Annotated in this window: 18 protein-coding genes; 11 read left to right on the top strand and 7 right to left on the bottom strand. The window is 47.4% G+C overall.

Annotated features, from left to right (window positions below; all coding sequences use genetic code 11):
* Nucleotides 1-216: 216 nt before the first annotated feature.
* From KEF85_RS13670 to KEF85_RS13655, 4 genes are all read left to right on the top strand, one after another.
* Nucleotides 217-2,067 (top strand): peptide-binding protein, encoded by a 1,851-nt coding sequence (locus KEF85_RS13670; protein WP_215581474.1) that lies wholly within the window; start codon nucleotides 217-219, stop codon nucleotides 2,065-2,067.
* 175 nt (nucleotides 2,068-2,242) lie between these two features.
* Nucleotides 2,243-3,319, top strand: a complete 1,077-nt coding sequence (locus KEF85_RS13665; protein ID WP_215581472.1) for an ABC transporter permease — start codon at nucleotides 2,243-2,245, stop codon at nucleotides 3,317-3,319.
* The gene (locus tag KEF85_RS13660; protein ID WP_215581470.1) at nucleotides 3,312-4,493 is read left to right on the top strand and encodes an ABC transporter permease; all 1,182 of its coding nucleotides are present in this window, start codon (nucleotides 3,312-3,314) and stop codon (nucleotides 4,491-4,493) included. Before KEF85_RS13665 ends, KEF85_RS13660 begins: the two co-directional genes overlap by 8 nt.
* Complete coding sequence (locus tag KEF85_RS13655) at nucleotides 4,490-6,139, top strand: ABC transporter ATP-binding protein (RefSeq protein WP_215581467.1); 1,650 nt, start codon at nucleotides 4,490-4,492, stop codon at nucleotides 6,137-6,139. Before KEF85_RS13660 ends, KEF85_RS13655 begins: the two co-directional genes overlap by 4 nt.
* 62 nt (nucleotides 6,140-6,201) lie before the next feature.
* On the opposite strand, the gene KEF85_RS13650 is transcribed toward KEF85_RS13655, so the two are convergent.
* Entirely contained in the window at nucleotides 6,202-7,728 is a 1,527-nt protein-coding gene (locus KEF85_RS13650) for a LysM peptidoglycan-binding domain-containing protein (protein WP_343222100.1), read from the bottom strand.
* Between the two features lie 151 nt (nucleotides 7,729-7,879).
* On the opposite strand from KEF85_RS13650, the gene KEF85_RS13645 reads away from it, so the two are divergent.
* The 3 genes from KEF85_RS13645 to KEF85_RS13635 all read left to right on the top strand — a co-directional run bounded on the left by KEF85_RS13645 (nucleotide 7,880) and on the right by KEF85_RS13635 (nucleotide 9,673).
* The gene (locus tag KEF85_RS13645) at nucleotides 7,880-8,602 is read left to right on the top strand and encodes a class I SAM-dependent methyltransferase (protein ID WP_215581462.1); all 723 of its coding nucleotides are present in this window, start codon (nucleotides 7,880-7,882) and stop codon (nucleotides 8,600-8,602) included.
* Complete coding sequence (rnhA, locus tag KEF85_RS13640; protein WP_215581460.1) at nucleotides 8,595-9,041, top strand: ribonuclease HI; 447 nt, start codon at nucleotides 8,595-8,597, stop codon at nucleotides 9,039-9,041. The genes KEF85_RS13645 and rnhA overlap by 8 nt, the downstream gene beginning before the upstream one ends.
* A 338-nt stretch (nucleotides 9,042-9,379) precedes the next feature.
* Nucleotides 9,380-9,673 carry a GIY-YIG nuclease family protein gene (locus tag KEF85_RS13635; RefSeq protein ID WP_215581458.1) on the top strand — a complete coding sequence of 98 codons (294 nt, stop codon included), beginning with the start codon at nucleotides 9,380-9,382 and terminating at the stop codon, nucleotides 9,671-9,673.
* A 19-nt stretch (nucleotides 9,674-9,692) separates the two neighbouring features.
* On the opposite strand, the gene KEF85_RS13630 is transcribed toward KEF85_RS13635, so the two are convergent.
* A complete protein-coding gene (locus KEF85_RS13630) occupies nucleotides 9,693-12,113 on the bottom strand; it encodes an ABC transporter permease (RefSeq protein WP_215581456.1) in 2,421 nt (806 codons plus the stop codon).
* Nucleotides 12,110-12,820 (bottom strand): ABC transporter ATP-binding protein, encoded by a 711-nt coding sequence (locus tag KEF85_RS13625; RefSeq protein ID WP_215581454.1) that lies wholly within the window; start codon nucleotides 12,818-12,820, stop codon nucleotides 12,110-12,112. Before KEF85_RS13625 ends, KEF85_RS13630 begins: the two co-directional genes overlap by 4 nt.
* Before the next feature lie 373 nt (nucleotides 12,821-13,193).
* Between KEF85_RS13625 and KEF85_RS13620 the strand changes: the two genes are divergently transcribed.
* Genes KEF85_RS13620 through KEF85_RS13605 form a run of 4 tightly spaced genes read left to right on the top strand, consistent with a single transcriptional unit; the run spans nucleotide 13,194 to nucleotide 18,013 of the window.
* Nucleotides 13,194-14,132: an ABC transporter ATP-binding protein gene (locus KEF85_RS13620; protein WP_215581452.1), complete on the top strand. Its 939-nt coding sequence runs from the start codon at nucleotides 13,194-13,196 to the stop codon at nucleotides 14,130-14,132.
* The gene (locus tag KEF85_RS13615; RefSeq protein WP_215581450.1) at nucleotides 14,129-14,863 is read left to right on the top strand and encodes an ABC transporter permease subunit; all 735 of its coding nucleotides are present in this window, start codon (nucleotides 14,129-14,131) and stop codon (nucleotides 14,861-14,863) included. The genes KEF85_RS13620 and KEF85_RS13615 overlap by 4 nt, the downstream gene beginning before the upstream one ends.
* Nucleotides 14,864-14,872: 9 nt before the next feature.
* Entirely contained in the window at nucleotides 14,873-16,693 is a 1,821-nt protein-coding gene (locus KEF85_RS13610) for a GldG family protein (protein ID WP_246534954.1), read from the top strand.
* Nucleotides 16,694-16,711: 18 nt separating this feature from the next.
* The gene (locus KEF85_RS13605; RefSeq protein WP_215581448.1) at nucleotides 16,712-18,013 is read left to right on the top strand and encodes a DUF4340 domain-containing protein; all 1,302 of its coding nucleotides are present in this window, start codon (nucleotides 16,712-16,714) and stop codon (nucleotides 18,011-18,013) included.
* Nucleotides 18,014-18,167: 154 nt separating this feature from the next.
* Here the strand turns inward: KEF85_RS13605 and KEF85_RS13600 are convergent, their stop codons facing one another.
* The 4 genes from KEF85_RS13600 to ribH are packed head-to-tail and all read right to left on the bottom strand — an operon-like array spanning nucleotide 18,168 to nucleotide 20,503.
* Nucleotides 18,168-18,665 (bottom strand): phosphatidylglycerophosphatase A family protein, encoded by a 498-nt coding sequence (locus KEF85_RS13600; RefSeq protein ID WP_215581446.1) that lies wholly within the window; start codon nucleotides 18,663-18,665, stop codon nucleotides 18,168-18,170.
* The gene (gene thiL, locus KEF85_RS13595; RefSeq protein WP_215581444.1) at nucleotides 18,649-19,584 is read right to left on the bottom strand and encodes a thiamine-phosphate kinase; all 936 of its coding nucleotides are present in this window, start codon (nucleotides 19,582-19,584) and stop codon (nucleotides 18,649-18,651) included. Before thiL ends, KEF85_RS13600 begins: the two co-directional genes overlap by 17 nt.
* Entirely contained in the window at nucleotides 19,584-20,027 is a 444-nt protein-coding gene (gene nusB / locus KEF85_RS13590) for a transcription antitermination factor NusB (RefSeq protein WP_215581442.1), read from the bottom strand. Before nusB ends, thiL begins: the two co-directional genes overlap by 1 nt.
* Nucleotides 20,027-20,503 (bottom strand): 6,7-dimethyl-8-ribityllumazine synthase, encoded by a 477-nt coding sequence (ribH, locus tag KEF85_RS13585; RefSeq protein WP_215581440.1) that lies wholly within the window; start codon nucleotides 20,501-20,503, stop codon nucleotides 20,027-20,029. The genes nusB and ribH overlap by 1 nt, the downstream gene beginning before the upstream one ends.
* Between the last annotated feature and the right edge of the window lie 48 nt (nucleotides 20,504-20,551).

Here is a 20,551-nt window from a genome sequence, read left to right as displayed (position 1 = left end):
GTAATGGCAGATTAATAAATAGTGGGCAAGTATCTATGACCAGTCTGTCTATGTCCAGTATTTTGTCTGGTTCGGGGTTTAAACTGGCTGGCGTATATGGTAAATTTTTAGGTTGTGCATGGGATAACGGCTTTGCGCACATTTGGAAAAGCCTGCGCGCCTCTGGCCTCAGGTTATATACTGGTTGGACACCACAGAGAAAATTAGATCACCATCATGCAAAATCAAACCACATCCCATACCTGGCTGCCTTATGTGCTGTATACCGTCTTGATATTATTGATCGTGCTGACCATGTATCAAATCGATCGACAGTGGTTAAAATTAACCGAGATGCAAGCCGTGATGACTGAACAGGCCAATGTGATCCGCGAGCTACGCAGCAGTCTCAGTAACGGGGTGTTAGCCGTCAATAATCAGTCAGCAGCCAAAAACCAGCCGGTTGCTCAAGTATTCAAACGTGCTCAAGCTGCCACCCAGTTACCCGATTATGCCGCCGGCGACTGGAATGTTGAAGCTTTCGGCACCAATATCAAAACCATTACACCGCTGATTTCCGCTGATGCCTATGCAGCCAATGTGCAGGCTTATGTGCTGGAAAGTTTAATTTCCCGTAACCCGGATACTTTAGAGTGGGAAGGCCTGCTGGCTAAATCCTGGCAAGTCAGTGCCGATGGTTTGGTGATCAGTTTTCAATTACGCGAAGACATCAGTTTTTCCGATGGCGTGCCTTTAACCGCAGCAGATGTGGCTTTTACCTATCATTTTATTATGACCGATGCCATCCAGGCCCCACGCGAACGCGCTTATCTGGATAAAATTCAGGCCGTCAACGTCAAAAACCCTTATGAAATTGAGTTTGTGTTTAAAGAACCCTATTTCGAAGCACTGTCTCTGGCCGGCAGCTTGGCGGTTCTACCCAAACATTTCTACGAGCCATATCTGCAACAACCGCAAACCTTTAACGAATCCAAAGGCCTGTTGTTGGGCAGTGGGCCATACAAGCTTAATAACCCCAGTACCTGGACGCCGGATCAGGGTAATGTGGAACTAGTGCGTAACGAAAGATACTGGGGCGATGTGCCGCCGGCCTTCAACCGTATTTTGTGGAAAATCATTCAAAACGATAGTGCCAGACTCACCACTTACCGCAATGGTGATATCGACGCCTATTCGGCGCGGCCTGTGGAATATCAGGGGTTGAAAAACGACCAGCAAATCATGGCTAAAAGCCAAAACTTTGAATACATGCCGCCGGTGGCCGGCTATAGCTATATCGGCTGGAATGAAGATCGCGGCGGCAAGCCCACCCGCTTTGCGGATAAACGCATTCGTCAGGCCATGACTTATCTGACGGATGTTAATCGAATTATCAAAGATGTGTTTTTAGGTTACGCGGAACCGGCCATCAGTCCGTTCAGCAACAGCAGCAAACAGCACGACAAAAATCTCAGTCCTTATCAATACGATCTGGACAAAGCCAAGGCCCTGCTCAAAGAGGCTGGTTATGCCGACCGTAACGGTGACGGGGTGGTGGAAGATCAGGCCGGTCAGCCGTTTGAATTCAAACTGACTTATTTTGAAGCCAACGAAGACACCAAACGCATGGTGTTGTTGCTCAAGGATTTATATGCCAGGGCCGGGGTTAAAATGGTTCCTTTCCCGCAGGAATGGCCAGTGATGCTGGAAAATCTGCAAAAAAAGGATTTTGATGCCATTACCCTGGGTTGGACCAGCGGTATCGAAACCGATTTATTCCAAAACTTTCACAGCAGCCAGGCTTTGAGTAAAGGCGATAATTTTATTGCGTATAAAAATCCGCAACTGGATGGTTTAATCGATAACGCCCGGCGCACCGTAGACGAAACCAAACGTATGCCTTTATGGCAGCAGGCCGAACAGATTTTGTATCAGGATCAGCCTTATACGTTTTTGATGCGCCGCAAAAGCCTGTTGTTTGTGGATAAGCGTGTCCATAATGTGCAAATGAGTAAGCTCGGCCTGAACCTGGGCTCCTTACCTATGGAAAATTATGTGCCTGCCGCGCAGCAAAAATACACCCAATAAAATAATAACGTAGCCTCGATGCAGCAACGCGGAATCGAGGGAACAGGCCGCCACCGCAAAAAACAAAGCCAATAAATGGCAAGAGCGAGATACCCATGCAATCAGAAATTGACTGGTTAAACATCAACATCGACCGCATTGCCGGCAAGCGCCCTGGCCGGGCCGGGACACCGCCATGTTAACCTATCTACTGCGACGCATATTGCTGATGATTCCAACCTTGCTCGGCATTACCGTGGTGGTGTTCACCGTGATGGCAATGTCGCCGGGCGGTATCAGCGCCCAGACATTGGTGGGCGGCATGGATATGAAACCCGAAGAAAGACAAGCCTTATTCAATTATTACAACAAGCGTTACGGCTTGGACAAGCCGCCGGTTTTGCAATACTTGCGTTGGCTGAACAATGTTTCGCCGCTGGGTTTTAAATCCGATGAACAAGGCCAGTACACCGAATTTTCCTTCAGCAAAGGCATGGATTTGGGCACCAGCTTTCAGTACGGCAGGCCGGTAGCCGATATTCTGGCCGAACGGCTGCCTATTACCCTGTTGCTGAATCTGGTTACCTTGCCCATTACTTATCTGGTTGCCATCAAGGTGGGCATGTTGGCCGCCACCAAGCGCGGCAGTGCATTTGATGTGGGCACCGGGGTATCAATGCTGGCCTTATGGTCCATCCCCACCATGCTGGCCGGGGTATTGTTACTGGGGTTTTTTGCCAATATCCAGCATTTGCAATGGTTTCCTACTGCCGGTATCGGTAGTCGTGAGGCTCAGGACATGCCGTTTCTACCTTATTTTAGCGAAACCGGATTTGTACGCGGTTTTCTGCTGGACAGAATCTGGCATCTGGTATTGCCGGTGATTTGTCTATCTTATGGCGGGTTTGCGGCGTTGGCCAAACTGACCCGCACCTCTATCCTGGAAAATCTCAATGCCGACTATGCCCGTACCGCTCGTGCCAAGGGTCTGTCGGAAAACGATGTGCTGTGGCGGCACGTGTTCCGCAACAGCCTGTTGCCCCTGATTACTATATCAGCAGGGCTATTGCCCAGTTTGCTGGCCGGTTCTTTGATTGTGGAAAATATATTCAGCATCAATGGCATGGGCCAGTTGGCGGTAGAAGCCGTCAAAGGTCGGGATAGAGAGTTGGTGTTATCCATTACCTGGATCAGCGGCTTCCTGACCTTGGTGGGTTATTTGCTGGCTGACTTCTGTTATACCTTGGCCGATCCGCGTGTGACTTATGACTAAGCCGATTATCAGCCGCGAGTCCTATGCCGCCAGAATCTGGCGCAAAACCCGGCAAGGGCCGGGCGTGAGCTTTGCTTTTGCCTGGGTGGGTTTATTAATATTTGCCGCCGTGTTTGCGCCGTTTTTAGCCAATTCCATGCCTTTGCTGATGAGTAAAAATGGTGTCATCAGCTCGCCGGTGCTGCAATATTTAAGCGTGGAAGATGTTTGGATACTACTGAGTTTTATGCTGGTCATACTGTTATACCGGCTGCCGTTTAGTCCCGGTCAGCGCATCCTGCTATTTTTGCTGTGTTCTGCTGTGATTGGTGCGCTGGCCTATCTGTACGTCAAGCCACCGGTCTTGGTGATATACGACGATTTTCGTAGTTCTGCCTATCAGGAAGTGGACTGGCGGCTAATGCCACCCGCGCCCTATGCGCCTATCGACTATTTGCGGGACTTGGGCAGCAAAGGTCTGGAGGCGCCGTTCGCCAGCGCCGGACATCTGCATTTGATGGGCACCGAAGAAAACGGTGCTGATGTATTAAGCCGGATGATACATGCCTGCCGGATTTCCCTGAGCATCGGTTTAATTGCCTCGGGTATCGCCTTGGCAATCGGTATCGTGGTGGGTGGTTTGATGGGCTATTTTTCCGGTATGGTCGATATGTTGGGCATGCGATTGGTGGAAATATTTGAAGATATTCCCACCCTGTTTCTGCTGCTGACTTTTGTAGCCTTCTTTGGCCGTAGTCTGTACATGATGATGGTCATTATTGGCGTTACCAGCTGGTCGGGTTACGCCCGTTATGTACGTACCGAATTTCTCAAGTTACGCAAACAGGATTATGTGCAGGCTGCGGTAGCCGGGGGCTTACCCTTAAGCTCCATTCTGTTCCGGCACATGCTGCCTAATGGGGTGGCTCCTTTGCTGGTGGCGGTCAGTTTTGGCGTGGCCGGGGCCATTCTGGCCGAAGCCACCCTGAGTTTTTTAGGGCTGGGGGTGGTGGATGCACCATCCTGGGGACAAATGCTCGATCAGGCTGTTAAATCTTCATCCTTCAATTGGTGGATGGCGGTATTTCCGGGGGGAGCGATTTTTATGACGGTGTTTGCCTACAATTTGATCGGCGAAGCTTTTCGTGATGCCATCGACCCCAAATTGCTGGATAAAGCCGAGGATCAGGCATGAGTCAGGGTTTGCTGGAAGTCCGCAATTTATCCACTTATCTGCGTTCCGGTCAGCGTCAGGTCAAGGCAGTGGAACAGATCAGTTTTAGCATTCCCGCCGGGGAAACCTTTTGTCTGGTCGGTGAGTCTGGCAGTGGTAAGTCGGTCAGCGCCTTGTCGGTAATGCGCTTGTTGCCGCCTGATCTGGCCTCCCACCCCAGCGGCGAAATTCTGTTCAATGGCCAGGATTTGCTCAAGCTGGATGATCCCGGTATTCGCCAGATTCGCGGCGGTCAAATCGCCATGATTTTTCAGGAGCCGATGACTTCTTTGAATCCGGTGCTGAACATTGGTGAGCAGATCTCGGAAACCCTGTTGTTGCATCATCCCGAAATGAGTCTAGCCGAAGCCGAGCAGCGCACTATTATGGCGCTGGAGCAGGTACAGATTCCTCAGGCTGCCAGCCGGATGCGCGATTATCCGCATCAATTGTCCGGTGGTCAGCGTCAGCGGGTGATGATCGCCATGGCGCTGGCCTGTCAGCCGCAATTACTGATCGCCGACGAGCCTACTACCGCACTGGATGTTACGGTACAAGCCGAAATTCTGCGCCTGATGCGAGAATTGCAGGATCAGATCGGCATGAGCATGTTGTTTATTACTCATGATTTTGGTGTGGTCGCTGAAATGGCCCACACCGTTGGGGTCATGCAGCATGGCCGCTTACTGGAAACCGGTAATACTGCTCAGGTGTTACGCAACCCACAACATCCTTATACCCAAAAACTGCTGGCAGCCCTACCGGAAAATTTGACCAAGCCTTGCTCTGCCGGGCCATTAGCGCTCTCCGTTCAAGAATCTGGTGTGGCGCAACCGGTGCCTTTATTGCAAATCCGTGATCTGAAAGTCTGGTTTCCGGTCAAAAAAGGCCTGTTTCGCAGTACCGTCGATTATGTGCGTGCGGTCGACGATGTCTCGTTGGATATCGGCCAAGGCCAGATCGTGGCGCTGGTTGGAGAATCAGGTTGCGGCAAAACCACCTTGGGCCGCGCCGTGCTGCAACTGGAACAGCCTACTTCAGGTAGCATTCAGATTCAGGGGCAAGAGTTGGTTGGCCTTTCCGGACGCGAATTACGGCCCTTGCGCCGCAAAATGCAGATAGCCTTTCAGGACCCGCAGTCCTCGCTTAATCCGCGTCTGCTGGTCGAAACCGCGCTAACCGAACCCATGAAAGTGCATGGTATCGGCGAAAACCAGGAACAGCGTTTAGAATTAGCGGCGCAAATTCTGGAAAGCGTGCAATTGCAACGCGAGTTTTTATGGCGTTATCCGCATGAGTTTTCGGGTGGTCAGCGTCAGCGTATCGGTCTGGCTCGCGCCTTGAGTGTCAATCCGGAGTTTATTGTTTGCGACGAAATTACCAGCGCTCTTGATGTTTCGGTACAGGCGGAAATTTTGCAATTGCTGTTAAGCATCCGCGAACAGCGCAATTTGACCCTGTTATTTATTTCCCACAATATCGGGGTGGTGGAATATCTCAGCGATCAAACTGTGGTGATGTATAAAGGCAAAATAGTGGAGCAGGGTGAAACTGAGCGGATTTGTCGGCAGCCTGAGCATCCTTATACTCAAAAATTACTGGCTGCAGTGCCTAAAATAAGGTTTTAGGCTTAGTCGCTTTGCTTAACCGGCCAAAGCGATATTTGACAAAATCTAGTTGTTTTTGAGGATCAGCTGGCTGGGTGGCTGGTTTCAACGATCAACTTTAATCTCACACCAGGCTTAATCTCTGCGCTGTTTTTGGGCACATTATTCCATTTGCGTAGATCAGCAACATCGACATTAAATTTTTTGGAAAGCTGGCCTAAAGTGTCGCCGGATTTAACTGTGTAACTGATTTCCTTAAAAGCCGGTGCAGAGGAGGCCACGGTAATATCACCACTCTTTTTCAACACCAGTTTTTGGCCAACCATGAGTTTGCCTTTACCCGATAATTTATTCCAATTCAGCAAATCATCCTGCTCTACGCCGTTGCGCAAGGCTACACTGTACAAAGTATCACCTTTTTTGGTAGTGTAAATCTGTTTGGCCGGCGCTGAATTTTGAGTTTGGTTGTGGTTGCTATTGGTTGCAGTATTGGTGGCTGCTTCGCCTTTTAAGGCCTGATAAGAGATGGGAATCAGTAATACGCTACCCTGACCCAACATATTACTGTCCAAATGGTTAACTTCGGCAATTTCATCCATAGAGCTGTTATGCTTTTTGGCGATGGATTTCAGGTTTTCGTGTTTGCCGACAGTGTGATGCACCCACTTGATTCTTTCATGATGAGGTAATTCCGCCAGCTTTTCTTTGAAGGAATCGGCTTTGCCCACCGGAATTAACAGGCGATGAGGGCCGGCAGGATCAGTACTCCAGCGGTTAAAGCCCGGATTGAGTTTGAAGAAATGCTCTATTGGTGTTTGAGCCATTTCTGCCGCTTTGCCTAGATCAATTTGTGATTGAATATCCACCAGTTCAAAATAAGGCTCGTTGGGAAATTGATGCAGATTCAGATTGTACTTTTCAGGATTGGCAAAAATTTTGGCAATGGCCAGCAAGCGCGGCACATAAGCTGAGGTTTCGTTATTCAGATCCAGTGACCAGTAATCGGTTGGCAAGCCGCGATCATTGTTGCGATCTATCGCATTTTTAATATTGCCTTTACCGGCGTTATAAGAAGCCAGTGCCAGTAACCAGTCATTATTAAATACTTCGCTAAGTTCTTTCAGGAAAGTGGTGGCTGCCTGAGTGGATTCTACAACATCACGGCGACCATCGTACCAGCTGTTCTGTTTCAGGCCGTACAGGCGACCAGTGGGCGGTATAAATTGCCAAAGTCCGGATGCTTGAGCAGGTGACTCGGCTTCAGGCCGGAAAGCGCTCTCAACCACTGGTAACAAAGCCAGCTCGCCAGGAATTTTCTTGGCTTCAATTTCGTTAAGAATAAAATATAAATAAGGTTCAGCCCGTTCCTGTATGCGTGACAGATATTCCGGATTACGTAAGTACCAGTTGATCTCGCGATCTATACGGGCGTTATCAATTTCCGGTAAGGCATACATAGACAGCATTCTGTCCCAGATGGTGGCATGTTCCTTGGCATCATCGGCTTTATTGCGGAGTTTGCCGGTTCCGCCACGGGTAAATACCGAAAATTTGTTGTTGGATAAATCGGACAGTTGTTCCTTTTTAGAAATTTCACTACAACCTGTCACGAGTAAAATAGGTAGTAGAATGGACAGATGTCGAGCCGATTTTCTGGAAATTAAGCGGGGCATTGTCTGTTCTCGCTAAAATAAAAAAATCTGATGCTAACATGACTTTAACAAAATTGCCATAAAACCAGACCTTTTTGGGCACAACCTGATGAAAAGAGACTTTCTATTTGCTTTGTACCAAACTCCGCGTGGCAAGCTGTTGCAAGCCATGGAAGCCAAGTATTTAAAGCGTTCCATTACCAGCAGTTGCAAACAGCAGCAATTGCAGATAGGCGGTCTGGGCTGGGAAAACGATTTTATTGATTGTTCGCTTTATGACAACTATACCATATTGGATGGCAAGGCCATGGGTAATCCGGGGGCACTCAAGATTGCCGCCAAAGCATATAGCCTGCCGATTCAAACCGAGTCCATAGATCTAGTGATATTGCCGCATTTATTAGAGTTTGATGCCCGGCGTTTCCAGACCATGCGTGAGGTTAATCGGGTGTTAAAAGCGGGTGGAGAATTAATCATTCTGAACATCAATCCCATGAATTTGTCGGTGCGCTGCCAGTTTCTCTGGGATAGAAAGCTGGCCGACTCCTGGCGCGCTCATTTTATTCCGCGCGCCCGGATATTGGACTGGTTAAAGCTGATGAATTTTGAAGTGTTGGCCACCGCTGAATTTGGTCTGGATAGCTTTAAAATTAATCATGGCGGCTTTAAATTCAGTACTACCGCATTTTTTTCGATGGCCTATGGTGTCAAGGCCGTGAAGAGGCAATATTCATTAATTCCACTGACGCCGGTAAGTCAGACCGATAAAAACATGGTCACTGCTGGTGTGGGTCTGGAAACGCGTTCGCATAAGGTAAATCAAAATGACTAATACGGTAAGCATCTACACTGACGGTGCCTGTAAAGGTAATCCGGGGCCGGGGGGGTGGGGAGTCTATTTGCGCTATAAGGATATAGAAAAGGCTTTCTGCGGTGGCGAACCTGCTACTACCAATAATCGCATGGAACTGATGGCAGCTATTCAGGCACTTGAAGTGTTAAACCAATCCTGTCAGATCAGGCTGCATACTGACTCAAAATATGTTTTGCAGGGTATCACCGAGTGGATGGCTAACTGGAAAAAACGCAGTTGGAAAACAGCAGCCAATCAACCGCTGAAGAACGTGGAACTCTGGCAGCGTTTGGATCAGGCCATCCAGCGCCACAATATCGAATGGATTTGGATAAAAGGTCATTCCGGTGAGCCGGGAAATGAACGCGCGGATCAACTGGCTAATCAGGGCATTGACCAGTTAAGAACTAGGGCTTGACTTCATAAATCCATCATACTTATTCGCACAAGTCATAACTGATGCTTTTTGGGTAACCTAAGGGTTAACCCCGGTTTTTCAGACAAATAGCGTATGCTTGGCTGATATAAGTAGCTGTATTGCTGATTAAATCATCATAAAGGTTGCTAAGTACAGCGAAAGCTATTCTAATACCCGGGTGTAGGCGTGGATTTATTCGACCTCTCAGTAAGCTTGGGTGAACTGCCGTTTTCCATGAGAATAAATTTACGCCTACTCACCAGGATTCCTAGCATTGACGATCTTCTCTCTCTGAGAAGCTTAGTATTAGTTTATTAGCGGTATTGCCCATATCCTCTATGCAATGGCTGGTTTACATTATCCACTGCAGTGATAACAGTTTATATACTGGTATCAGTACAAATGTAGCTAAACGCTTTCAACAACACGCCAGCCAGAAAGGTGCAAAATATTTTCGTAGTTGTCACCCATTACAACTGGTTTACCTGGAAGCCGGCCATAGCCGCAGCAGTGCCAGTCGCCGCGAAGCAGCCATTAAAAAACTGAATCGTCAGCAAAAACAACAGTTAATAGCAACTTATAAGTCGCTTGATGAGATAACCTTAGGTGATCAGATCGACGAAATAGGCTAATAAAAGTGCTTGCGCAACTTCAATGATGATCAAAACAGCCTGCAACTGTCAGCTTGGCCGCTTTGCGGGCCGGCCAATAGGCCGCCGCACTGACCAATACCATCAGAATTAATAGCCACAAGCCTACTGCTGGCCAGGCAAAGCAGTAATCCAGTTTGATGCCGAGCATGGTTTTACCTAATGCGGCGGCTATCGGCGCGGCGCTGAAATAGGCTAACGGTATACTGAGTAACCAGGCAGTGACACCGTGGAATAAACCTTCCAGCAAAAACAAGCGGAATATTGCTTGCGATGGAGCGCCTATGCTGCGCAATACTCCGATTTCCCGGGTGCGTTGCATTACGCTGGTAGTCAATGTGCCAGATAGGCCGATGCCTCCAACTGTAGCGATCATTGCTGCCAGTCCAAACAATGTTCCCAGCACTGGTCGGAACTGGTTGCCGGCGAATTGGCGCTGCTCCAGTTTGGCATTGGTGGCGTAGACGTCCAGATCAATAGCTTTTGCTCGGAATTCAGTTTTTAATTTTTGCAGGTAAGCAGTTTCATCGCTAAGTTTGTTTAGTGCCGGGCCTATTAGGGCAAAAGAAACGCTATCCCTATTCCCATTCTGTATTTGTAAGGTTTCCAGAGGTGCGTAAACTGGCTCGACGCTGAAATTATTACCCGCCAGCCAGCGGTAAGTACCAATGACTTGCCAAACTTCTTTGACGGTGCTCAGCTGGATATTTAAGCTATCACCGGTCTGAATGCTGTTTAATTCAGCACTTTCTGCGCTTAGCACCAGCACTCGCTGACCTGCATCATCGCTTCTCAGCCAGCGGCCTGACTCAATCAAAGGTTGATACATGACGCCGGCTGCCGGGAGGGCCAGCATTTGTAAGCCCAGGCTGCCTTTTTGACATAAGGGTTTGCCCTGATAATCCGCAATTTCCACCGGTAAACGTTGCCAGGTTTCCAACTCAGCATGGTTGTCGATAGCGTCCAGGGTCTCCATTACGCTGTGTCGGGTTTGATCACGGCTGAAGCCCAGCCTCACGGCATAGTGGCTGCGCGCCATTTCCTGGTCCAGGGTCAGATTTAACGAAGCAATCAAACTCATGAGTACCAAAAACGTCACGCCGGCTACCAGCAAAACCGCCTGGGTTAGTAATAATTCGGTTTTGCGCCGGATCAAATTTCCCAGTGCTGCAGCATATATGGTCGGTAGGTGGCTGGTAGTGCCTTTTTCCATCCATAAATCAAATCGGTTACGGCCAAAATCGGCGCCTAAGCCATAGCTGGAAATAGCTTCACGTACTGACATGGCCGCGCCGCGCAGAATTGGGCCTGCGGCCGCCAGCAGCGGAATTAGCAGGCCTCCGCCCAGCATGAAATAGATAGCACGGGGCGCATAATCAAAGCCATCGCAGGCTATATTAAACAAACTCAGCAATTGGCAGGAACTGAGATAAGCACCAGTCAATCCTAGGGGGACAGCCACGATTAGCGCTGCCATTGCTGTGAACAAAATTTCTGCGCCATAGATTTTGCTGATGGTGAAAGTGCTGCCCCCCAACGCTTTCATAATGCCGATCTGATATGTTTGCTGGTCTATATTGGCTGATACTGTGTTAAAAATCTGCACGCTGCACAGCAACAGTGCTGCAAGGGCCATGATTTGCAGAACCAAATTGACACCGGCAAAGAATGGCCGTCCCCAGTGTTTTTGCGGATCTTGTAATAGTGTGACATTAACGGCTATATGCCGGGCTAGAAACAGGCTGCGAATGGTTTGGGCTATTTTGCGAGCTTTATCTGTGCTATAGGGCGGGGTGATCTGCACCAATAATTGCCGAAAACTGCCGGCAGGGATGCCAAAAACCCGGGCAAGTTGAGTATCGCCAAAGAAATGCATTTGTCCACCGAAATTGGGTGGTTTCACAAAAGGATGCCGAAGTACGCCGCTGATAGTGGTAGTCAGTACCGTATTATCTGTTTCAAAATCTATGGTGTCACCAACACCTAAACCGCTGAATGAGGCTGATAGATTTTCAATGCCGATTTGCCGGTCTGTAGGCCATTTACCATTCTGCAACAGGGTTTTATCAAATTGCTGTTCGGTATAATCGGGCCGGATAATCAATGTGGCCATTTGCCAATGATTGCTGCCGGCCGAGCTATAACGCACCGTCAATGGTGTCATGGGATCAATGCCTGCCACTCCATCGAGAGCTGCTATTTGCTTGAGAAGATCATGGTCGGCATCGCTGCGTAAAATCAAGCTGATGTGCGAAGGTTGAGATTTTAAATGGGCGGCATCCATTTTCGCCAGCTCCAGGTCGATCATGCCGAATAACACACCCACGCAACTGACACCCGCACTGATGCTTAGTATCGCCATCAGGGTACGCACTTTGTAAGCCCATAATTCGGCCCAAACTTTGTGCCAAAGTGTATTCAAAGTAAATCCCCGCCATAGCGGTTTAGTAATATATCGGCATGAATACGCCCTGATCTTATTTCTAGTTTGCGGCTCGCCGCCGCAGCCAGTTCTTCATTATGTGTGACCATCACCAGCGTTTTACCTTGATCCCGCAGATGTGCAAACAAATTAAAAACCACTTCCGCAGTTGCAGCATCCAGATTGCCGGTGGGCTCATCAGCCACAATCAGTGCCGGGTCGTTGGCCAGGGCCCGGGCGATAGCGGCACGCTGTTGCTGGCCGCCGGAAATCTGACTGGGTAAGCGCTTTGATTCTGGGCTTAGTCCAACCAGTTCCAGCAAATGCTCGGCTCGTTCTTTGCGTTGGATTTTGCTTAAATGACCTAGAAAATCCATGGGCAACAAAATATTTTGCAACAGATTCAAGGTAGGCAAAAGTTGAAAAAACTGAAACACAATGCCGACATTAGCGCCGCGCCAACGTGTGAGTTGTTCGTTGCTGAGACGCTGGAGTCTGGTGCCGTTAACAAGCACTTCACCGCTGGTGGGATAATCGATACCGGTAATCAGGTTCAGCAATGTCGATTTGCCGTTGCCCGAAGGGCCAACTATCGCCAGAAACTCGCCGGGAAAAACCTCAAGATTAATATCGTGTAATACACTTTGCGGACTGCCTGCTTGAGCGTAATCTTTAAAAACCTGTTTCAGTTCGATAATTTTTTCCATACGCGGCAGCAAAATAAATGCAGTGTGAGGTCGCTGTATTTTAACCTATTGAGTCGCCGGCCATAACTGTTTGAAAGCTTTAATCTCGACACTGAGCCGAGTTGTGATCACTTATCCAAGAAGGACGTGACCGGAAATCATTGGTCTGGCGTATGATACGGCTAAGTTTGTATACTTATTTGAATGTAAACTAAGATACACTTTGAGTTTTGATGAGGCTTTACCTCATTTCTCTATTGTTAGTTTGAGGTAAAAAGGCTTGATGAACCCGCTATGTCGGTAGGGCTTAGTTATCAGTTAATTTGTTTGACACATAGAAGGAGCTAGCTTAGATGTTTACCGGTTTGATAAGACGTTGTGCGAGGTATGCTTTATGATTGAAACCCTGGAACTAACCAAATGTTATGGTGGGTTCACCGCTGTTGATCATGTCAGCTTTCGGGTGGAACCTGGTGAAGTTTTGGGCTTTCTGGGGCCTAATGGCGCTGGAAAATCGACTACCATGAAAATGCTGACTGGATTTCTAACGCCCAGTTCCGGTTCTGCTTCAGTTTGTGGTTTTGATGTGCAAAAACAAGCTTTGCAAGTAAAACAGGTGGTAGGCTATTTACCGGAAGGTGCACCGAGCTATGGTGAAATGACCCCCAGGCAGTTTTTAGAGTTTATCGCGGCTATAAGAGGACTGAGCGGGGCTTACCGTAAACGCCGGCTTAATGATGTGATTGGTCGCTTGGAGTTGGAAGCCGTACTAGATCAAAGTATCGATACATTGTCCAAAGGCTTTAAACGCAGGGTGGGCCTAGCTCAGGCTATATTACACGACCCCGAAGTCCTGATATTGGATGAACCCACTGATGGTCTTGATCCCAATCAAAAACATCAAGTGCGTGGGCTGATCAATGCCATGGCTCGGAATAAAGTCATTGTGATTTCAACCCATATCCTTGAGGAAGTCAGCGCCGTCTGTAAGCGCAGTATTATCATAGCCGGGGGGAAATTATTAGCTGATGCCACGCCTGCTGAGTTGGCAGCTCGATCTCGTTATCATATGGCTGTTTCTTTAACTGCAGAGGACACCGCCAGTGCCAGACAGGCACTAAGCGAGATCTCGGGTGTCGCCAGTATTGAAGTTGATCCTCAGGATAGTCGGCTTACGGTATTTCCGTTGCCTAATGTGGAAATTTTGCCGGCTGTCAGTGCTGTAATAGACCGTAAAAATTTGAAAGTCAGCGAACTACAATTGGAATCTGGTCGTCTGGATGAGGTATTCCGTAGTATTACTGCTCCCTACCAAAAAGAGGTGCTGCTATGAATCCGGCATGGGTACTCTTTAAGCGCGAATTTCGCAGTTATTTTGCAACACCGATTGCATTTGTATTTATCGTCATTTTTCTGCTGTTGTCTGGTGCGTTAACTTTCTATTTGGGAGATTTTCTTGAACGTGGACAAGCTGATTTGGAGCCATTTTTTCGATTTCATCCCTGGCTATACTTATTTTTAGTACCTGCAGTTGCCATGCGGCTCTGGGCAGATGAACGTAAGAGCGGCACAATAGAATTATTATTAACTTTACCCATCAGCATTTGGCAAGCGGTATTGGCAAAATTTGCTGCCGCATGGTGTTTTATCGGTATAGCCCTATCCTTAACTTTTCCTATCTGGGTAACCGTCAATATTTTGGGTAAGCCCGATAATGGCGTTATTTTTGCTGCTTACTTGGGGAGTTTATTGATGGCAGGTGCTTTCTTGGCCATAGGAACCTGTTTGTCGGCATTAACCCGTAGTCAGGCGGTTGCTTTTATCTTAAGTGTGGTGGTGTGTTTTGTGTTGTTACTGGCCGGTTCACCTATGGTATTGGATGTCTTTAGAGCTATAGCTCCGCAAATCCTGGTAGATGCTATCGCTGATATTAGCTTTTTGACTCATTTCAATACCATTAGCAAAGGCGTCATTGATGTGCGTGATCTCATTTATTTTCTGCTCAGTATCAGCTTTTGGCTATATGCCAACACTCTCGTGATTGATCTGAAGAAGGCTGACTAAGGAGATGAAATGATGATAGCCAATCGTAAAATTTTGACCGGTAGCGCCTTGCTGCTACTGGGGGCGTTGTTTGTTAGCTTGGTATTGCTTAGCGATAATCTGTTGCGTGGCTTGAGACTCGATTTGACTAATCAGTCACTCTATACCTTGTCTAACGGTACGCAAAATATTTTGAAATCTCTGGATGAGCCAGTACATTTGACTTTGTATTTTTCCGATAAAGTTACGGCTGACAGTAATAATCATGAAATTCGCAATCTGCGTTTATATTATGAGAGAGTCAGAGAATTACTTGAAGAAATGAGTAGCCTGACAAATGGCCGTATCGTTTTGGAATTTATTGATCCTATTGCTTACTCAGATGCCGAAGATCAGGCCTTAGCCTCTGGAGTGCGGGGGGTGGCAATGGGACAGACCGGTGAGAAAATATTTTTTGGTTTGGTTGGTAGTAATTCCACCGATGGACAAGCTGTGATTCCATTTTTTGATCCCGGTAAAGAGGCCTTTTTGGAATACGAAACAGCCAAATTGATGCAGGATCTGACCATAAGCCGAAAAAGCAGTGTTGGCTTAATCACTGGATTGAAGCTGAATGCTAGTATTGAGCAGCAATTATCGCAGCAGTTCGACCTGAAAACCTTAGATGCAAGTTCTTTAAAAACTATAGCGCAAAATATCAATGTGTTAATTGTTGTGCATCCTAAACAACTTAGTGAAGATGCTCTGTTTGCTATTGATCAGTTTGTACTGCGGGGTGGGCGATTAATGGTGTTTGTTGATCCTGTCGCCGATGCGGACATTAATGGTAGTGGCGTGAATAATTCTGGTATAGGTAAGGCTTCGGATTTATCCGCTTTATTTAAAGCCTGGGGAGTGGAGTATTACCCTGAGCAGGTTGTGTTGGATCTTGGTCATGCCATGCCGATTACTGGAACGGATGCTCAATCTTTCCGTGATCCGGCCGTTTTGAAGTTTGGCAAGGCTGATTTGGCACAGGATAATATTATCACTTCCAGTCTCGATAGTTTGGTTCTGGCTACGCCAGGTTATTTTAAAATAGATGCGAAAAGCCCCTATACGCTGTTACCTTTATTGCGAACCGGTAATAAGGCCATGTTAGTATCAGCGCAAAGTCTTGGTTCCGGGTATGATGCCAAACAACTATGGGCTAATTTTAAAGCCAGCGGAGAGCGTTATGTCTTGATTGCGCGGCTGCAAGGTAAATTTAAAACTGCGTTCTTGCAACATAAAGCCCCTGATCGCCTGTATATGGCTGAAGCCGACAATGAAGTTTTGTTGGTGGCTGATACTGATATCCTGACTAATCGCTTATGGGCTGGCACTAATGGCTCCCCTAGTCAAAAACTATTGACCAGTATGTCCAACAACGGTGACTGGTTTATCAATAGCGTGGATAACTTGAGCGGTTCGCCGGATTTGATCACCATACGAGGTCGTGGTATTTCTAATCGCCCCTTCACTTTAATAGAAGAGCTGAAAAAAACCGCTGATGAACGTTATCGGAGTAAAGAGCTGGAATTGCAAAATGAGTTGAACGATACCGAACGCAAACGCTTAGCCTTGCAAAATGCTAATGTTCAAGATCAAAAATTGGGTTATAGTCAAGCGCAGCAACAGGAGTTGGATAGGTTTGTAACGCGTAAAGCGCAAATTCGCAAAGAATTGCGTGAAGTGAGGCGTCAGTTGAATGCTGATATAGATGCCTTGGAAGCTTGGCTTAAATTTATCAATATTGCCTTGCTACCTATCCTGATTAGCTTGGGAAGTCTGTTTTATCTGTTTTGGCAGGCCAAACGTAAATCCGTATAAACAAGGAGAGTACTGCTTATGTATGAACTTAATGCCAAGGTGCTGAAAACGTTGGCTATAGTCACGCTATTAATAGCCACAGTTGCAGTGTCTGTCAGTTATATTCGCCAATCTTCGAGTAATAATGAACAGATTGGGGCTAATGTATTGTCGGGACTTGGCGAACATGTCAATGATGTTAACGCCGTGATTATCTTAGGAGCAAATGAGCAAGTTTTAATCAGTCTGGAAAATACGCCGCAACAAGGTTGGGTTGTGCGGGAAAAAGCTGCATACCCGGCTAATGTCAGTAAATTGCGTGAATTGTTGTTAGAGCTGGCTAATGCCCGAATTTTGGAACCCAAAACCACGAGTGAATCGCGTTATGCCGAATTAGGGGTGGAAGATATCAAAGCAGCAAACGCGCAAGGGATATTGGTTAAGCTGGTAGGTTTGGAGCAGCCGACGGAATTGCTGATTGGTCATATTAGCGCACATTCCAATGGCACTTTTGTGCGTCGCCCTGACGCACGGCAAAGCTGGTTGGTGCAAGGTCAAATTTCTGTTGAGCGGGATCCTTGGCAATGGCTGGATAGCAGTCTGATTGATTTTGGCGGTGAACGTATTTATGAAGTAGTGTTAAGTAAAGCTGGAGCAAAAAGCATAAGGCTGTACAAACAACAAACAGGTGATGTCAACTTCCAGTTAGCTGATGTGCCGCCAAGTAGGGTGGCACTTGGCTCAGAATCGCTAAACGCTTTAGCCGCTAGGCTGTCCAATCTGATATTTGCGGATGTGTTATCTCGTACCGGATCGATACACCCGGATGTTTCGCACTTAATGACAGCGCATTATCTAACCGTTGATGGCTTGGTGGTGGATGTAGGAGCGTGGCAGCAGAACGGTAAATATTACGCGCAATTGCAGGCCAAATTGGACACTGAAAAGGCAGAACAAAGCATTCGTGTTGAACTCAGTCGGGCCAAAGCTAATTTTATCGATGGTAACACCAGTAAAATTCAGGCTGGCGCTGCCAGGCAGTCGACTGGGGATGTAACCGAAATTCTGGATGCAGTTGCCGATCCTGAACAATATCGTTTGCATCGCTTGGAGACGTTGAACACAGAAGTTACAAACCTGAATAAGCGTTTTGATAGCTGGTATTTCCAGATTGCGCCTGTTATATACAGTATTATGGATAGAACTATTGATGATCTGCTACAACCACAATCTGCGCCTAAAGCGTATATCGGCCAACAGTCAGGCCGTAGTCGATCAAGTGGAACTGCAAATTTGTCGGTAAATAAAACGGTACCGGAAAGTTCTGCCGGCAAAGAGTGACGGGTAGATTCTATGAAAGAGAATGATCTCCAGTTATTTCTTTGTTAATCGGTTTTTGATAAGGGGGTAGGTGATTTAGCGCTGGTAGTAAATACCCTGCTCCCTTTTAAAAATCAGCTATGACCAAATTAACCCTATTGTAATTAATCCTTTGCTAGAACCAAATTCGTAACAGCCCAGCTGCAAGCAATCCTGCAACCACATCATCCAGCATGATGCCCAGCCCACCATTGATGTTCTTATCCAGCCAACTAATAGGCCAAGGTTTAAAGATGTCTAACAGTCTGAACAAACAAAATCCGCTCAGCAGCATTTGCCAGGAATAAGGTAGGCCAGTCAATGTAATTAAAAGTCCGGCGATTTCATCCCAGACGATGCCACCAAAATCATGTACCTGAAGTTTTCTGGCAGCTTGTTCGCAGATATAAATGCCGCCAAGCACACTGCAGATAGTAACTAGCAGGTATACCCGACTATCCGTATACTGGAGTGCCAGATACAGCGGGATGGCGGCAATGGTGCCGAAAGTGCCGGGCATATACCTGCTTAAACCGGAGCCGAAGCCAAATGCCAGAAATAACATCGGATTTTTCAGGATTTGCCAAGCAGTGAGTCGGCTTTTTCCGTAATAGTCTCTAAGTAAAGTGTTCATAACCTTTCACCTGAAAAAGTGTCTGGTGGCCATCGCGCAACAGACGTAGACCGGGTTGGGTTTGAATTTCACCGATGCAGACGCAGGTGTTATCTAATTGGGATTTAAGCTGGCGCGGCACGGTAAAGCAGAGTTCATAGTCATCACCCGCAGTCAACGGCATCTGCCAGTCACCGGTATCGTAAATATATTGGCGCACTTCTGCGGATAGACGTAGTTTATCCCACTCTAAAATGGCGCCCACAGCACTTTTTTGGAGTATATGGCCTAAATCCGCGGCCAACCCGTCAGAAATATCAATACAACTGCTGGCGATATTACGCAGTGCTTGTCCCAACGCTATGCGTGGTTGTGGGGTATGGAGGCTGTATAACGGCTGTTCAGGATTTGCGCAAACATAACCTTGCTGGATTTTTAGGCCTAAACCAGCGTTGCCGATGTTGCCACTTAAGTAAATCAGATCACCGATTTTGGCTGTGCTCCGCAATAGGGCTTGGCCCGATGGGATCAGGCCCAAGGCTTGTACTGTCAGAGTCAATGGCCCGGCTGTGGTATCCCCGCCGATCAAATCCAGATGATATTGGCGGGCAAGATTCTTAAATCCTGTGGAAAATGACGCCAGCCATTGTTCATCAACACGCGGTAAACTCATGGCTAGCGTCACTGCAATGGGTTCTGCTCCCATAGCTGCCAGATCGCTTAAATTGACCGCCAGCAATTTATGACCTAATTGCTGAGGGTCGACATCGGCAAAGAAATGTACGTGTTCCACCATGGTGTCGGTGGTCACAGCCAACTGATAACCGTTGGGGATGTTTAACAGGGCGCAGTCATCACCTATGCCGAGCTGAGTACAAGCGTGCCGAATGGCCGGTACTTCAAAATAGCGTTTGATTAAATCGAATTCGCCTATAGCCATTAAGGAGCAGATGGGGCCTGTTTACTAGCGATTTCCACAGCGCGTTGTTTCTGTGATACCTTGTCAAGGATGCCGTTAATATATTTATGACTACCTTCCGCACCAAAAAACTTGGCCAGATTAACGCCTTCATTGATGATGACTTTATAGGGTGTTTCCAGCCGGTTAATCAGTTCATAAACACCTACCCGCAAGATAGCACGCTCCACTGGATCGATTTTTTCCACTGGCCGGTCTACAAATTCAGCTAGTGCAGCATCTATCACATCAAGCTGAGCTGGAACACCGTGAAATATTTCATTAAAATAATTTTTTTGGGCACCTTTCAGGTGATCTTCTTCCTGAAAATAAATTTCAATACGGCTCAAGCTCTCGCCGCTCATCTGCCATTGATAGAGTGCCTGAACCGCGCACTTTCTTGCATTAGTTTTTGCCTGACTCATTAAACGCCCAGATTTCTAAATAAGCTAACCATTTCTATGGCCGATAGTGCGGCTTCTGCACCTTTATTACCTGCTTTAGTGCCTGCCCGCTCTATGGCTTGTTCGATACTGTCTACGGTCAATACCCCAAAACTAACTGGGATGTCGTATTGTAAAGCAATCTGAGCGATACCTTTTACGCATTCGCCGGCCACATATTCAAAATGTGGAGTGCCACCACGGATGACAGCACCTAACGCAATAATCGCGTCATATTTTTTAGTCGCAGCAATTCGTTGTACGACACTAGGTAATTCGAAAGCCCCAGGGGCTTTGACGAGGGTAATGGTGTTTCGGTCTGCCCCGTGACGTACCAATGCATCAATGGCACCGGCTTCCAATTGCTCGACGATGAAGCTGTTGAAACGTGAAGAAACAATGCAAAATTTGCCGCCTAGCGCAGATAGATTGCCTTCCAGAATAGTGACAGTTGCCATATTTTTACCTTAATTTAATGATTAGTGTGATACGGTGTAGTTAAGTGC

The organism is Methylomonas paludis (genome assembly GCF_018734325.1).
Lineage (GTDB): Bacteria > Pseudomonadota > Gammaproteobacteria > Methylococcales > Methylomonadaceae > Methylomonas > Methylomonas paludis.
This window is presented reverse-complemented; position numbering and strand designations above follow the sequence as displayed.